Origin of the sequence: uncultured Neglectibacter sp. (genome assembly GCA_937958185.1) — a bacterium.
Classification (GTDB): Bacteria; Bacillota; Clostridia; order Oscillospirales; family Acutalibacteraceae; genus Acutalibacter.
The window spans coordinates 70,683-85,942 of the sequence record CALFFN010000028.1; the positions used below are offsets into that span (position 1 = coordinate 70,683).

The window sequence follows — 15,260 nt, forward strand, 5'->3', positions numbered from 1 at the left end:
CTACATAAAATCTATGGAACGAACACTTTCCAAAACCGCGGTTCGGCGCTTTTTTGTTTAAGAACGGAACACGGTCTCCGCGCTTTCTGTCTCGAACTGCTTATTGTACAGGTCGGCGTAGTAGCCGTTCTGCTGCATCAGCTCGGCATGGGTACCGCGCTCGATAATCTTGCCGCCGCGCACCACCAGGATCATGTCCGCTTTCCGAATGGTGGACAGCCGGTGGGCAATGAGGAAGGACGTGCGCCCGGTCAGCAGGGTGGAAATGGCTTCCTGGATCAGCGCTTCCGTTTCCGTGTCGATGGAGGCGGTGGCTTCGTCCAAAACGAATATCTTCGGGTTTGCAAGCACGGCGCGGGCAAAGGACACCAGCTGCTTTTCGCCGGTGGAAAGCTGTCCGCCGCCCTCGCCCACGTCGCTGTCATAGCCGTGGTCCATGTGCATGATAAAGTCGTGGGCGTTTACCAGCTTTGCCGCGGCGATGATCTCCTCGTCGGTGGCGTCCAGCTTGCCGTAGCGGATATTTTCCTTGACGGAGCCGGAGAACAGGTGGGGCGTTTGCAGCACATAGCCGATGTTGCTGTGCAGCCACAGCATACTGCGCTCCCTGTAGTCCCTGCCGTCGATCAGGATACGCCCGCCGGTGGGCTCAAAGAACCGGCACGCCAGGTTGACCAGGGTGGATTTTCCCGCCCCCGTCTCGCCCACAATTGCCACAGTGGTTCCCGCGGGCACTTCCAGATCAAAGTGCTCCAGCACGTTTTCCGTGCCGTCGGGGTAGCGGAAGGTCACATCGTCAAAAACGATGCTGCCCTCAAGGGGTTCCCAGTTTTCCCGCTTGGGGTCAAGGGAAGTCCCGTACTTTTCAATGACCTCCGGGCTGTCCGTGATCTCCGGCTGCAGCTCCATCAAAGCGGTCACGCGCTCGATGTTCGCCTGGGTGGAAATGAAGTTGGAGATGGTTCCCGCCAGGTTCTGCACCGGCTCGGCGATCATCAGGGCGTAGTTGACAAAGATGGTCAGCTCGCCGATGGTGATAAGGTCCCCCAGCACCATGGTGCCGCCGCCGGTGATGACAAAGCTCACCGCCAGTGCGGTCAGCAGACCGATCAGCGGAACATACACGGCGCTGAGCATAACGGAGCGAATGGTGGTGCTCTTCATGCGCCCGGTAACTTCCTGGAACTTTTCCGTGTTTTTATCCTCGATCACCAGCGTTTTCGAGGTCTTCGCGCCGGAGATACCCTCGTTGTAGTGCCGGGTGATCTCGGCGTTGATCTTTCTCGCCTGCCGGTTCACCGCCAGAATGCGTTTCTGGAAGTACAGAGTCAGCAGTACGATAAAGGGCACCACCACAATGACCAGCAGCGCCAGCTTCCAGTTCAGGACCAGCATGACCCCCATGCAGCCCAGAACATAGATCGTGCTGTAAAACACGTCTACAATGCTCCATGCCAGGGCGTCGCTGATCCGGCTGGTATCGCTCATGACCCGCGCCATGATGGTTCCCACCGGGGTCTGGTTATAATAGGAAAAGCTCAGGGTCTGCAAGTGGGTGAACAGCTTTTCCCGCATATCCCGGTTCAATCTGACCTCTACCCCAATGCCGTTGCGCCCCATGAGCATGGTGGAGCAGGTGACGATCAGCACCAGCAGCAGGTACAGCAGCGCAAAGGGCAGAAGCCCCTCGTGGCTGCGGGGCGTAATGAAATTGTCCACCGCGTAGCCGGTCATCAGGGTATAACAAATATCAATGGCAGCCGAAACTACCATCGCTGTGCCTAACAGCACCAGTTTCTTTCTATAAGGCTTCAAAAAGGGAAGTATTTTCGCCCATATCTTCAGGGAAAAGCCTGAACCCTTTTTTTCCTGTGTCGTGTTTTCCATAGTTCCTCCAACAAATCTCTAACAACTAATAACGAATAACTGATTTCAGGAAGCAGCTTCGTCCTCGGTGCTGCCATTTCCGATTAGGCGAAGAAGCCCGGTGCTTTTGCGGAGCAAAAGAGAAGCATTTCAGGAAGAAAACCGCAGGCTTTCTTCTGCTCAGAGGGTTCTTCAGGAGGCAACACCGTCTTCGGTGTTGCCTTTCTGCATATCAAAAATGCGCTTGTAAATGCCGTCCTGCCGGATCAGTTCCTGATGGGTCCCCATCTGGGAAACACGCCCCTTATCCAGCACGATGATCTGGTCGGCGTTCATCAGGGTGGTGATACGGTGGGCGATCAAAATCGTGGTGCCATGGACGTTTTCCCTGATGGACTGGCGTATTTTCGCGTCCGTTTCCATATCCACGGCGGAAAGGGAGTCGTCAAACACCTTGATGGGCGTGTCCTGCATAAGCATACGGGCAATGGCAACGCGCTGCTTCTGCCCGCCGGAAATGGTAACGCCCCGCTCGCCGATAGGCGTTTCGTAGCCCTGGGCGAAATTCTCGATGGCGTCGTCAATGACTGCCATGCGGGCGTAATGCCGTACCGTCTCAATATCCTGCCGGTTGGCGCCGTCCGCAATGCTCTCCCGGAAGGTCTTGGAGAACAGGAAAGGCTCCTGCAGCACGATGCCGATATTTTTCCGCAGGTGGGAACGCTTGATCTTTCGGATATCCACACCGTCCACGGTGATGGTGCCGTCGCCCTCCGGCAGGTCGTACAGCCGGTCCAGCAGGTACATCAGGGTGGACTTTCCGCTGCCTGTCGCGCCCAAAATGCCAAAGGTGCTTCCCGCCTTGATGGTAAAGGAAACGTCCTCCAGCACCCCGGCGGAGCTGTCGGGATAGTGGAAATTCACATGGTCGAACACAATATTGCCCCTGATCTCCGGCTCCTGGGCGTCGGGGGCGTCCTGCTCCTCCTCCGCGTCCAGAATGTCGAACAGGCGGGTGGAGCTGATGGAGGTCTTGGAAAGCTCTCCCAGCAGGCGCCCAAGGCTCCTGGTGGGCCAGACCAGCATGGCGTTGTAGGCGGTAAAGGCAAGGTACTCGCCCTCGGTCAGGCTGCCGCTTTCCACGAAAAACACACCGGCGACCAGCACCACCAGCACCTGGAGCCCGGCAAGGAAATCGCCCAGACCCCAGTTGATGCCCATGATATTGCCGAGCTTTGCCCAGTAATCGGTATATTCCCGGTTCTTTTTGTTGAAGCGGTCGATCTCGAACCGCTCCCTGCCGAACGCCCGCACCACCCGGACGCCGGTGAGGTTTTCCTGCACCATGGCGGTAAGCTCGCCCTCTGTCTCGTCCGCTTTCTGGAACCGCTTGCCCTGTATCACGAAGAATACCAGGGAAAGCCCTACGGACAGGGGGATAAAGCACAGCACCACCAGGGAAAGCTGGGCGTTCATGGAGAACATCAGCACCATGGACACCGCCATCAGCAGCAGCACGCGGATACAGCCCATGAGCTGGTCGTTCACAAAGTTGCGGACCAGGTCCAGGTCGTTGGTGCAGCGCTGAATGATCTCGCCGGTCTGGTGGGAATTGTGCCAGGCGTAGGGCAGCCGCTGAATGTGGTCAAAAAGCCTGTTGCGAATGCGCGCCACCGTGCCCTCGCAGCCCTTGGCAAGATTCATGCGGTAGGCATAGTTGGACAAGCCGCCGATGGCGGCAAACAGCAGAGACGCCGCCGCGCAGATCACGATATGCGTCCGCAGCATTTCCCGCCCGCCGATGGCGTTGATAAAGTTTACCAGAAAGCCGGGCAGGTTAAAGGGATTGTCGTTGATGACCGAGTCCACCGTCACACGAATGACCTGCGGGGTCATATAGTTGGCGACGACAGAGATCACGATCATCAGCAGCGCCAGCACGAAATTTCCCCGGAATCCCTTGGTAAAGGGGAAAAACCGCAGAATGCTGGACTTTTTCTTTGTTTCAGTCTGATTCTTTTTCATAGGATAACGCTTTCATTCCTCTTCTCTATGTTCCAATAGTTCCTTTTGTCCCCGCTTTTCTTCCTGTGGGCATATGGGAAAATCCCCCCAACTAAATTTTCCCGGATACAAAAAAGGCGGCGGCAGGCTCTCCCCGAAAGCCTGCCGTCCCCCCACTAGGCAAAAAGCAAGCCAAAACAGAGGGTGCAGCTCTGCACTCTCCTGCGCCGGGCAAGAGTTCACGGTTTCTCCCCGGCATGGTAACGACGGTATTTTTATGCTATCATGTCATCGGTCAAAAGTCAACAGGATTTTTTGTAAAATCTTCATAGAATTTTTACAACTGGGCTTTCCCTCCGGCTTGCCTTTTTCCCCCGGCTGAAGTATACTGAAAAAACAGAAGCAAGCGGAAATCCCCGGCTTTCCCGAAGAGGTTCTCGTGAGATGTAATGGATAAAAGGTGGTTCCACCAACGAATACATTCCATAGTCGGCGGTCCATTTGTGACAGAAGGGATAGAGCATCGTTCGGATTGATGGTATCCCCTGTTCGTATCAATTTGACAAACCGGGAGCTGTGAAATTATATGGGCTTTCTTTCGTTCCATGAAAAATATTACATGAAAGCGGTGCAACGGCTTGAAAGCAGACCGCTTTCTTCAGCTGATGTTTATGAAGCTAAGCAGTTACTGAAGATTCTTGATGACCTTGCGGACGAAGGATACCTGGAGCTGAATGATTATCTGGAAAGCAAGTATTCCTGTCTTTCTCGGCTGCACAGGGTAATAAAGAGCGCCGGTGGGGAACCGTTTCAGGTCGATCAAAGCAGACTGCCGGAAACAACGTACGGCGGCACGGAATACGAGCTCGTGTCGGTGATGGAGAAGATACAAAAAGAGGCGGCTTTTCAGGAAATTTGCTCCAAAAACGAATTTTTAGCGGGCATTCGGGATTACTGCGACTGGATAGGCCATGAGGAGGAAACCGCGTACATCTTCCTGTTCAGAGATTCGCTTTTGCCATATTTGTACTATCAAAGCAGGGGCAGAAAACACCTGTATGCGTGGATCATCAGCCGCAGCTTTTTGAGGGATATATCGGGTGTGGAAGATATAGATGACGCTATCCGGCTGCCGATTTACGAAGCTCTTGAATATGGTCATATTTCTTTCGATGATTACCACTCCTACTGCAAAGAGCAAATGCTGGCGGTACTGGAACAGCACGGAAAACTGAAAGACCTGCTTTCCCGTCTTCTTTCTTCCGTGAAAGAAAAGAAAATCGTAGTGGTAGAATCCGGTTACTGCGGCACCATGCCGATGATGCTCAGCGCCCTGGATAACAGAGTGACATTCAAATTATATACAACGGCGCCATATCTATATAAAACATACGAAAATCATGCCTATTGCAAAAAGTACGAAGACATTCGCAAATTTGAAACCCTTTATAGCCAGAACCTTCTGCTGCGGTATTCCTCATTTCGTGAAAATCAATTTTATGTGACGATAGCAGAAAATCAAACCGTACGGAAGCAGGCATTGATGGAAATGAAATACTTCACAGCTTGACAGATTCCAGTTTGCTGTGAGATTTTACTTGGGCAAAATCCCCCTTGACAGAGGTTCTTATGGTATAATGATCGCAGAGCGATCATCACGGAGAACCCCTGAACCGCAATGCGCTTCCCTTTTGCTCTGCAAAAGTACCGGGCTTCTCCAAGCAGTGGGCGCATTCTGCGCCTATGGTACAATGATCGCAAGCGATCATCACGGAGAACCCCTGAACCGCAATGCGGTTCCCTTTTGCTCTGCAAAAGTACCGGGCTTCTCCAAGCAGTGGGCGCATTCTGCGCCTATGGTATAATGATCGCAAGCGATCATCACGGAGAACCCCTGAACCGTAATGCGGTTCCCTTTTGCTCTGCAAAAGTACCGGGCTTCTCCAAACAGTGGGCGCATTCTGCGCCTATGGTATATGAAGAGTTGCTGATCCGCGATATGGAGCAGCGCGATGCAAAAATCATTTCCGATGAGGAAACAGCCCAGGGCTGGCAGCAGACAATCGAAAAGTACGAAATGAGGTTACAGCATCAGGCAGAAGGAAAATGTATTGCGCTGGTCGCAGAGTACCTCGGCAATCCGGCAGGGTATGTCCATGTCTATCCAAGCCCTGATGTGGGCGCGTTTGCAAATCAGGGCTGTCCTGAAATCGTAGATTTTGGCGTGCTGGTAAAATATCGCAGAAAAGGGATCGGCAGTAAGCTTATGGACGTGGCTGAGCAAATCGCCTCTGCATATTCTGATGTGGTTTCTCTGGGCGTGGGGCTGCACTGCGGCTACGGAAACGCGCAGCGAATGTATGTTATGCGGGGTTATATTCCCGACGGCACCGGCGTATGGTACGGCGATAAGATTTGTGAGCCAAATGCAATGTGCCGTAATGACGATGATTTGATACTGTATTTATCGAAAAAATTAAGGTAATATTTTTCCTGCTGGAAAAATTCCAATATCTGGAGGGGGCTTTCCATGTCTAACGAAAAAAAGGAACGTCGGCTGGAAAAACGCCGGTTTTTAGGGCTGCCGAAATATACCCTGGGGGAGGAAATTTTTTCCGCCGTTTCCCATGGGGTATCGGCGCTGTTCGCTGTGGCGGCGCTGGTGCTGCTCCTTGTTTTCTGCGAAAAAACGCCGAAGCGTGTGGTCTCCGTTTCCATTTACGGCGCCACCATGATCTTGCTCTACACCGTGTCCACCATCTATCACGCTCTGGGGCTGAACCGGGCGAAGGTGGTGTTCCGTTCCCTGGACCACTGCACCATCTTCCTGCTCATCGCCGGGACTTACACCCCCATCACCCTGGTATGTTTGGGCGGCGCGTGGGGCTGGTCGCTGTTTGGCGTGGTCTGGGGCGCGGCGGTGCTGGGCGTGGTGCTGAACGCCGTCAGCGTGGAGCGGTTCAAGATCGTTTCCATGGTGTGCTACCTTGCCATGGGCTGGGTAGTGGTGATCGCCATGAAGCCCGTCATGGCGCACCTTTCCTCCGTGGGCTTCTGGTGCCTGCTTGCCGGAGGGCTGTGCTACACCTTCGGCGCGATCCTCTACGGCGTGGGCAAAAAAATCCCCTATATCCATTCGGTGTTCCACCTGTTTGTCCTCGCCGGCAGCGTTCTCCATACCGTGTGTGTGTACCAGATCGTGAAATGATTTTTCAGAGACAAAAAAGCAGGGCAGCACTCGCTGCCCTGCTTTTTGCTGGTTCCCTTTTTGTTGCTCAGCCTTACGTCTGTATCTCTACAAAATAGATATCGTTGACGCCCAGGGCGGCGGAGACAACTGCCTCGCCGTTGTCCCATGTGAAGTCCCAGGGTTCCTTTTTCATGGAGGTGGCAGCTTTCAGCGCTTCCACCTCCTGGGGGTTCATATCCTGCGGCTGCCCCATTTCCTCCCAGAGCTTCAGCGGGTTGCAGTGCTCCTCGTCGATTCTGGACACCGTGACCCCGCGGGGCTTTTTTTCGCATTCCACCCGGAGGGTAACGGGCTCCTTGGGCAAATCCAGATTCTTCATTTTCTGGCGGAACAGCAGCACCTGCGTGGTTTCTCCCTTGCGGAAGGCGGCAATGCCGATCTCCCCCTTTGTGGCGTCCCCGCCCAGGTCAAGGCGCTGGTCCCCGGCTTCCGCCAGCAGCTTCATGCCGTAAAATACCGGCTTCGGCACGCCGTCCTGTGTCAGCATGCCGAACCCGCCGTGGAACGGCTGGGGGAAAGGGTGCAGCTCTTCAAAAATATCGCTGAAGCACCAGATGCTGGAGCCTGTCACAGCGTCCGCCGTGTCCAATGCGGCTTTCACATCGTAAGCCGCCACCTTTCTGGTATCGTTGGTATAGGAGGAGAACCCGGCGTTTTCATTCCACTCGGTGTAGTACACCGGCAGACCCTTTGCCTGCTCCTGTACCACGGCGGAATTGCGGAAAAAGACGTCGTTGGGGATATCCCGGGCTTCGGACTGGTCGGGCATGATCGCCCGTTGACCGCCGAGGAAGCTTTTCTCCTGCACGGCGCTGAGGTCCGGCATTTCAAAATGAAATTCCGGCTGCCCGCCGCCTTCCATATCCCCCTGATCCTCCACGCCGCCCAGCGGGTCTCCGGCATATTGGTGAGTCGTGACGAAATCCACAGGTACGTGGTTTTTTTCGCAGAACTCCACAAAGGAGCGCACCCACTTGCTGCCGCTGGTGGCAGGTCCGCCCACCTTGATTTTTTCGTCCACTTCCTTGACAGCGCGGGCGGTCACCTCGTAAAGCTTAAAATATTCGTCCCTGGTGCCGGAGAAAAATACGGGCAGGTCCGGCTCGTTCCAGACCTCAAAATACCATGTCCGCACCTCTTCCCCGCCATAGCGGTGGATCAGGAACCGCAGGAACGCTTTGATGTACTCTGCCCACGCGCCGTAATCCGCCGGAGGAGAGATCACGGGCTTGTAAAAGAACATTCCCCGGTCGTCCCGGGCTGCCAGCTTACCGGGCATAAAGCCCAGCTCGACAAAGGGCTTCATGCCCGCAGCCAGCACGTTGTCATATGCCACGCCGCAGGCGCGGAAGCTCTGCTCGGTGAACTGCTCCGCCCCGGGGAACGGCATCAGGTCCGCCAGGGTGTGGAGCGTGTTCATATCATCGTTGAATATCCCGTGAAAGCGCACCCGCTCGATACCCAATTCCTCGTGGATAAATTTCAGCTGCCGGGTGTAATCGGTGCGCAGCGCCAGAGCAGCGTGACCGCTGCCCACGCAGAACTGCCAATGCTTTTTGTGGGGATATGCTTTGCAATCCCTTGCAATCGTAACTTCCATGTTGTTTCCTCCACTCTTGCTTAAATTCCCTGTCTAACAACTAACGACTAACGACCTGCTTCGCCCGACCAGAGCTTTCGTTCCTGATTTGCGCCCCTGCGGCAGTTCGGAACAGTAGAAAGGAAGCGCGCCCTTCTCTAACAACTAACTCCTAACAACTAACGACTAAAGAACCACTCCACCGCCTTCGGGGCGTATTCCGCCCAGAATTTGTCGTCGTGGACGCCCGGGCTTTCGTGATATTCATGGGCGACGCCCTGCTCTGTCAGGAACTGATGGAACTGGCGGTTGGGCTCGACCAGGAAATCCTCCGAGCCGCAGCACAGATAGATTTCCGGCAGTTTCTTCCCGGCGGCTTTCAGCTCCTTGACCAGCGTTTCCGGGTTGTTGCGGCTTTCCTCCACCGTTTCCAGATCGCCAAAGCATTCGGAATAATAGGCGTAATTCGCCATGGGGTTGCTTTCCCCCTCTTTCATGTGGGCAATATCGTGGACGATCAGCGCCGAGGACAGCCCCGCGACCTTGCCAAACACATGGGGGTAGGCAAGGGCGGTGCGCACCGCGCCAAAGCCGCCCATGGAAATGCCCATGATATAGGTGTTTTCCGGCTTCTGGGCAATGCCGAAGGTCCGGCGGACATAATCCACCAGCTCCTCCCCCACCATGGTGGCATAGGCGTGCCCGGTGGAGCGCCCGTCCAGGTAAAAGCTGTTTTCCGCCGTGGGGCTGACCACGGCAATATTGTATTTTTTCATCAGCTCCTCAGAGACCCAGTTTTCCGCCTTGCCGGTGTAGCCGTGCAGATGGAAAATGGTGGTCAGGGGGCGCCCGCTTTCGTTGGGGGCGTCGTTGGGCAGAGCCAGCTCAAAATACGTGTGCCGCTGCAGGCTGTTCAGAAACAGCTCGATCCTCATTTTTGCCATACTGTTTTCTCTCCTTCGTTATTTTCTTTTGAGATTTTTGTAAAAAGGCGGGGCCGCCGATTCCATGGACGACCCCGCCTGCCTTTTCGGAATTATTCGCCGCTTTCGGCTTTTGCCGCTTCAATGACCTTCTGCGACACGTTGCCGGGGGCTTCCTCGTACCGTTCAAACTCAAAGGTGAAACTGCCCCTGCCCTGGGTGCACTGACGCAGGAAGGTGCAGAAATCGTGCATTTCCGCCATGGGGACTTCCGCTTCCACGGTCTGTCTGCCCGATCCCGCAGGCTCCATGCCCAGTACGCGCCCGCGGCGCTTGTTCACTTCACCCATCACATCGCCCATGTTGCCGTCCGGCACGGTGGCGCGGAGGTGACCAATGGGCTCCAGCAGCACAGGGTTTGCCTTGGGCATACCGTCGCGATAGGCAATGGACGCGGCAGTCTTGAACGCCATTTCGGAGGAATCCACCGGGTGGTAGGAGCCGTCATACAGCACGGCGGACAATCCAACCACAGGGTAACCTGCCAGCGGTCCCTTCAAAATGCATTCCCGCAAGCCCTTTTCCACCGCGGGGAAGAATCCCTTGGGGACGGAGCCGCCCACAACGCGCTCGCCGAATTCCAGACCCTCGCTGTCGCAGGGGGAGAACTCGATCCACACATCGCCGAACTGCCCGTGACCGCCTGTCTGCTTCTTGTGGCGCCCCTGCACCTGTACCATCTTGCGGATCGTCTCGCGGTAGGGCACCTTGGGTGTTTTCAGGGTGACCTCCACGCCGAATTTTGTCTTCAGCTTGGAAATCGCCACGTCAAGGTGCTGCTCGCCCAGACCGCCGATCACCAGCTCGTGGGTCTCCACGTTGTTGGAGAACTGCAGGGTGGGGTCTTCCTCGGAAAGCCTCAGCATGCCCTGGGCGACCTTATCCTCTTCGCCCTTGTTCTTCGGGACGATCGCCATGGTCAGGGCGGGGGTGGGATATTCCACACCCTCCAGCGTCACTTTGCGGGTGGGAGCGCACAGGGTGTCGCCGGTATTCACCGCGGCAAATTTGGGCACCGCGCCGATATCGCCCGCGCCGATGTACTTGACGTCCTCCTGCTTTTTGCCCACCATCATTACCGTTTTGCCCACGCGCTCGGCATTGCCCGTGCGCATATTGACAAGCTGGGTCTCAGTGGATATCTTGCCGGAGATCACCTTCAAATAGGAAAGCTTGCCGATAAAGGGGTCGGCAACGGTCTTGAACACCAGCGCCACGGCGGCAGCGTCCTCATTGACAGGCAGCTCCACAGGGTTGCCGTCCACGTCCACACCGATTTCCGCAGCCTTTTCCTCCGCAGAGGGGGCGAGCCATGCCACGCCGTCCAGGAACTGCTCCATGCCGCGCATCAGCATGGCGTCCCCGCAGAATACGGGGGTGATGGTGCCAGCCTTTACGCCCTTGCTGACGCCTACGATGACCTCCTCCGGCGTAAATTCTTCGCCGGCAAAATATTTTTCAAACAGCGCGTCGTCCGTTTCCGCCACGGCTTCATAGATAGCCGTCCGCAAGCCCTCCAGACGGTCCCCCATGTCCGGCATGGGAACTGCCACCGGCTTGCCGCCGGAATAGTCATACGCCTTGTACTCCAGCAGGTTTATGTAGATGTTCGCCTGGTCCCCTTGAATATAGGGCACTACCACGGGGCACACGGAAGGACCGAACTGCGCCTTCAAATCTTCAAACACACGGTAGAACCGGGCGCTTTCATCGCAGAGACCGTTGACAAAGAAGATCTTTGCCAAATGCCGCTTCTCGGCGGCGGCAAACGCCTTTTCCGTACCTACGGAAATGCCGTCCTTGCCGGAAATGACGATCAGCACCGTGTCGGCGGCGCGCATGGTCTCGCAAAGCCCGCCCTCAAAATCGAACAGACCGGGCGCGTCCAGCAGGTTGATCTTCTTGTTTTTCCATTCCAGCGGAGCCACCGCAGCGGAAATGGAAGCCTTCCGGCGGATCTCCTCGGGGTCATAGTCGCAGACTGTATTGCCCTCGCCCACCTTACCGCGCCGGTCGGAAGCGCCGCTCAGATACAGCATCGCCTCCGCCAGAGAGGTCTTGCCCGCGCCGCTGTGCCCAGCCACCGCCAAATTGATGATATTCTTCGCCTGATATTGGTTCATCTGTATTCTCCTTCCATGCCCCTTGGGGCTGGTTTCACAGCCTTGATCCGCACCGTATGCCGCCGGGATACGGTCCTCACAAACCCCGTATTTGGCATTTAGCACGACATACGCCCGATTTTGACCGCAACTTTGGATATATTATATAGCAGTATACGGGAAAACACAATGGGAAATCACAGAAAATATATGATTTTTCAAAAAAATTTTTTCTGTTTTTGAGCATTTTGCATAAAAATGTACCCGGTATTTCTTCTAATCAACTAGTTTTCGTTTTTTCCTCCCGCCGAAGGCTGTTTTCGGGAAAGACCCTTTCCTTTGGAAAAGCACCGTGACCGCTGCCCTACGCCATCAACTCCATCGAAAGCAGAAAAGCGGCTCCCCCAGGGGAACCGCTTTTTGATCCTGCTCTATTCTATTGGAAAAACTATTTCCGCAGCTTGGGGATCACCATGATCACCAGCAGCCAGAACAGCTCAAAGGCAAACAGAACAAAGGAGGAAAGCTGGCGAATGCCGCCAAAGCAGGCCATGAACGCCACCAGCACGAAGCCCAGCACCACGGCGGTATTCTGGATCGCCACCACCAGACCGGCGGTGCGCTTTTCCTCTACGCAGGCGGCGATCACGCTCATCATGGATTCCGGTCTGCCCTTAGTGGCGACCACAGCGTCCGCGCGCCCGATGGTTTCGTCCAACAGCTTTTTGGAGGTATCCCCCAGCTCGCCGTCCAGAATGCCCACGGACGCGGCGTCAATGCCGAACAGCCGGGACACCATCTGGGGGGTGACGTTGGGGTCGGTAGTGCGGACCAGCACGCTGATCCCGCTGTTTTCCAGCCGCTGCAGCTCATTTTTCTTGCGGCGGTCCGCGGAATAGGTCAGCACCAGCATGGCAGCCACCGCCGTATCCACCGCGATGTACACAATGACCTTGTTGCCGGACACATATTGGGTCTCTTCTTCCCTGGCAGGTACTTCGATCCTGTGATTGATCAGCAGGGAACGGTCGCCAATGTAGATCTTCTGCCCGTCCACCCGTCCGATAATGCCGCCGCCCTCCTCATAGGAGAAGCTCTCCACCTCAGGCAGGGCGTCTTCATTTTCGCTGATGACCTGGTCGAACACGCCGGACAGGGGACCGCCGATCTCCTTCATCAGGGCGGAAGCCGCCATAATGGCGCTTTCCGCCCCGGCGCGGTTGCCGAAGGTTTTGATGCCGCCCAGCACCACAGTGCCCCGGGGGAAGATATCCTCCGCGTCCACCAGCACGGCGTTGACATTGCCCAGCTGTTCTACCGCCTCATAGCCCACCACCATGGCGCCTGCCCGGCGGGCAGTTTTGCACAGGCGGCTGATGGGCAGGTTCACAGACAGCATATTGGCAGCCGCCACACAGGCACAGGACGCCGCCGCCAAGGTGCTGAGGGCGGTGGGAACGCTGCGGGTGATCAGCAGGCAGGCGATACAGAGCACCAGAGAGGACACCAGCCCGATGGGCGCCAGCAGCTGAGAAGCGGACTCCGACGGGTCGGGATTATAGGAAAGCTCCAAAAAGCGCTTCAGGAAACCCGCCTTGCACTGATAGGCGATCAGCGGCTTTTCCGCTACGCTGTCCTTGGTCATTTTCAGGGAGGTGTTGTAGTCGTCAAAGGTCCGCACGGCGTACTTCTGCTCCTTGGAGGTGACAAAGCGGAAGTTGCTGTGGATCCGGCGGATCATGGTGAGCTTGCCCGCCGCGTTCACGAACAGGATGGCGGAAAGGATCACGGCGTACAGATGCAGCCTGCCGTCCGCCAGCTCCGAACGGAAGAAAATAGAGGCGACTGTCTGTATGGAGACCGCCACTGCCGCCACCGCCGCCGCGCTGTCGGAGTTGGCGTTAAAGGAGAACAGCGCCTTTAATCCATTGGCAACGGTACGGTAGCACACGCCGATGGAAACGATCAGAAATACCACGGTCAGGATCACGTACACAATGGTCATCGAGCCGCCGTCCGCGGAGGCTCCCCCGCCGAAAATAAGGTTCACCAGCGCCAGCAGCCCGGTGCAGATACCGGTGATCATCATGCGCATGGTCAGCTCGCGCATATCGCTGCGCAGCTCGTGGGAAATGGATTTGGCGTCCTCGGGTCCCGTATAATCGTCGATGGATTCCCCGGTGTCCGCGACCTCCTCCGGCTCTTCCCGGGGCTCCTCCAGCTTCTTGTTCCGCACCCTGCGGCGCGGGGTATGTTTGACCTCCTCTTCCTCAGCCGCCTGCTGCAAGCCCTCGGATTCGGAAAGCAGCGCGCTTTGCAGCACGTCCACATTGATGACATGGGTGGGAATGCTTCTGGAACGGTATTCGTAAATGCTGGCGATCTGGGGGATTTCCCCCAAAGGTCTGCCGGTGATGACGGTTTCCTGTTCCAGGGATTTTTCTCCCTGCCCGGCAGGGAGGGCGGCGTCTTCCACAGCCGCCTGCACAGGAATCTCCTTTGTCTTTTCCAGATATTCCGGGGCGGTGGGCACCTCCGGCATCTGGGCAAGGTCCGCGTTCTCCGCCAGCTCCACCTCGGAGATGGTCCCCTCCTGCACAGGCTCCTCCTGTACCGCTTCCTCCTGCTCGATGGATTCCAGTATCTTATTGACAGATTCTTCGCTGACGGCGGGCATATCCTTCACCCGCTGCAGCTCGATGGTATCGTTCAGCACATTCAGCTTGATCTCCATGGTCTGGTCGCTGACAGTTTCCAGCATGGCTTTCTGAATGCCCGGCAGTTCCTCCTGAGAGGGATCGGCTCCCTCCACCTCAATGCCGTGCTGTCTGGCGTAGGGGTCGGCGGCGAACGCCGTCACCGGCATGGGGGCGACCACGCCAAATTCCTCGGCGATCTCCTGCTCGTCCACGCCGGCGGTCTGCACCGCCTCCGCCACCCGGCGGCGGCGCTCCTTCTGCAGGCGCTGGAAGTTCTGCTCCACCTCGTCGTCAATGGCTTTTTTCGAGTCGTCAAACAGCGCCTTGTAGCTGTCCTCGCCCAGGGTAAATTCCCCGGTGGCAGGGTCAAAGCCCTTGCGGTACTCGTCAATGGGCTTGAGCTGAAGACCGTAGTACATGTCCTCGCCCTCGTCGAAATCCGGCACCTTCTGCTTTCTGCCGAACAGCCCGCGCTTCTTCTTTTTCTTTTCCGCTTTTTCCGCCTTTTTGTCCGCCTTGCTCCTCTTTTCCTCCCGCGGTTCCTCCGGGGCGGCGGAAGCCCGCATTTCCGGCACGATCTGGATATTGCCGGTGGCAAAGGCGTTCAGGTCCGCCGTGTCCTCTGAAACAGGGGAACGGGGCGCATTTTCGGCAGAAGGCTCACTCTCCGGGGCGGTCTCCTCCGGCTGTTCCACGGCGGGGGCCGGGTCGCCCTCCCGCAGATCGCGCTGCTCTGCCAAAATGTCTTCCAACGTAAATTCCTTTTTCTCAGCCATA

Annotated in this window: 9 protein-coding genes; 3 read left to right on the top strand and 6 right to left on the bottom strand. The window is 56.4% G+C overall.

Annotated elements, in window-relative coordinates; all coding sequences use genetic code 11:
• Window positions 1–57: 57 nt before the first annotated feature.
• A complete protein-coding gene (locus tag AB8996_RS09490) occupies window positions 58–1,887 on the bottom strand; it encodes an ABC transporter ATP-binding protein (RefSeq protein WP_369298737.1) in 1,830 nt (609 codons plus the stop codon).
• Between the two features lie 171 nt (window positions 1,888–2,058).
• Entirely contained in the window at window positions 2,059–3,891 is a 1,833-nt protein-coding gene (locus AB8996_RS09495) for an ABC transporter ATP-binding protein (RefSeq protein ID WP_369298738.1), read from the bottom strand.
• 565 nt (window positions 3,892–4,456) lie between these two features.
• On the opposite strand from AB8996_RS09495, the gene AB8996_RS09500 reads away from it, so the two are divergent.
• The 3 genes from AB8996_RS09500 (at window position 4,457) to AB8996_RS09510 (ending at window position 7,078) form a co-directional block, all read left to right on the top strand.
• Window positions 4,457–5,440 carry a hypothetical protein gene (locus AB8996_RS09500; protein ID WP_369298739.1) on the top strand — a complete coding sequence of 328 codons (984 nt, stop codon included), beginning with the start codon at window positions 4,457–4,459 and terminating at the stop codon, window positions 5,438–5,440.
• A 294-nt stretch (window positions 5,441–5,734) separates the two neighbouring features.
• A complete protein-coding gene (locus AB8996_RS09505; RefSeq protein WP_369298740.1) occupies window positions 5,735–6,355 on the top strand; it encodes a GNAT family N-acetyltransferase in 621 nt (206 codons plus the stop codon).
• Window positions 6,356–6,400: 45 nt separating this feature from the next.
• Window positions 6,401–7,078: a hemolysin III family protein gene (locus AB8996_RS09510; RefSeq protein ID WP_369298741.1), complete on the top strand. Its 678-nt coding sequence runs from the start codon at window positions 6,401–6,403 to the stop codon at window positions 7,076–7,078.
• Window positions 7,079–7,151: 73 nt separating this feature from the next.
• On the opposite strand, the gene AB8996_RS09515 is transcribed toward AB8996_RS09510, so the two are convergent.
• The 4 genes from AB8996_RS09515 to AB8996_RS09530 all read right to left on the bottom strand — a co-directional run bounded on the left by AB8996_RS09515 (window position 7,152) and on the right by AB8996_RS09530 (window position 15,259).
• The gene (locus AB8996_RS09515) at window positions 7,152–8,720 is read right to left on the bottom strand and encodes a hypothetical protein (RefSeq protein WP_369298742.1); all 1,569 of its coding nucleotides are present in this window, start codon (window positions 8,718–8,720) and stop codon (window positions 7,152–7,154) included.
• 158 nt (window positions 8,721–8,878) lie between these two features.
• Window positions 8,879–9,643, bottom strand: coding sequence for an alpha/beta hydrolase (locus tag AB8996_RS09520; RefSeq protein ID WP_369298743.1), 765 nt, complete (start codon window positions 9,641–9,643; stop codon window positions 8,879–8,881).
• Window positions 9,644–9,735: 92 nt separating this feature from the next.
• Complete coding sequence (locus AB8996_RS09525) at window positions 9,736–11,805, bottom strand: elongation factor G (protein ID WP_369298744.1); 2,070 nt, start codon at window positions 11,803–11,805, stop codon at window positions 9,736–9,738.
• 427 nt (window positions 11,806–12,232) lie between these two features.
• Entirely contained in the window at window positions 12,233–15,259 is a 3,027-nt protein-coding gene (locus tag AB8996_RS09530) for a hypothetical protein (protein ID WP_369298745.1), read from the bottom strand.
• Window position 15,260: the final 1 nt, after the last annotated feature.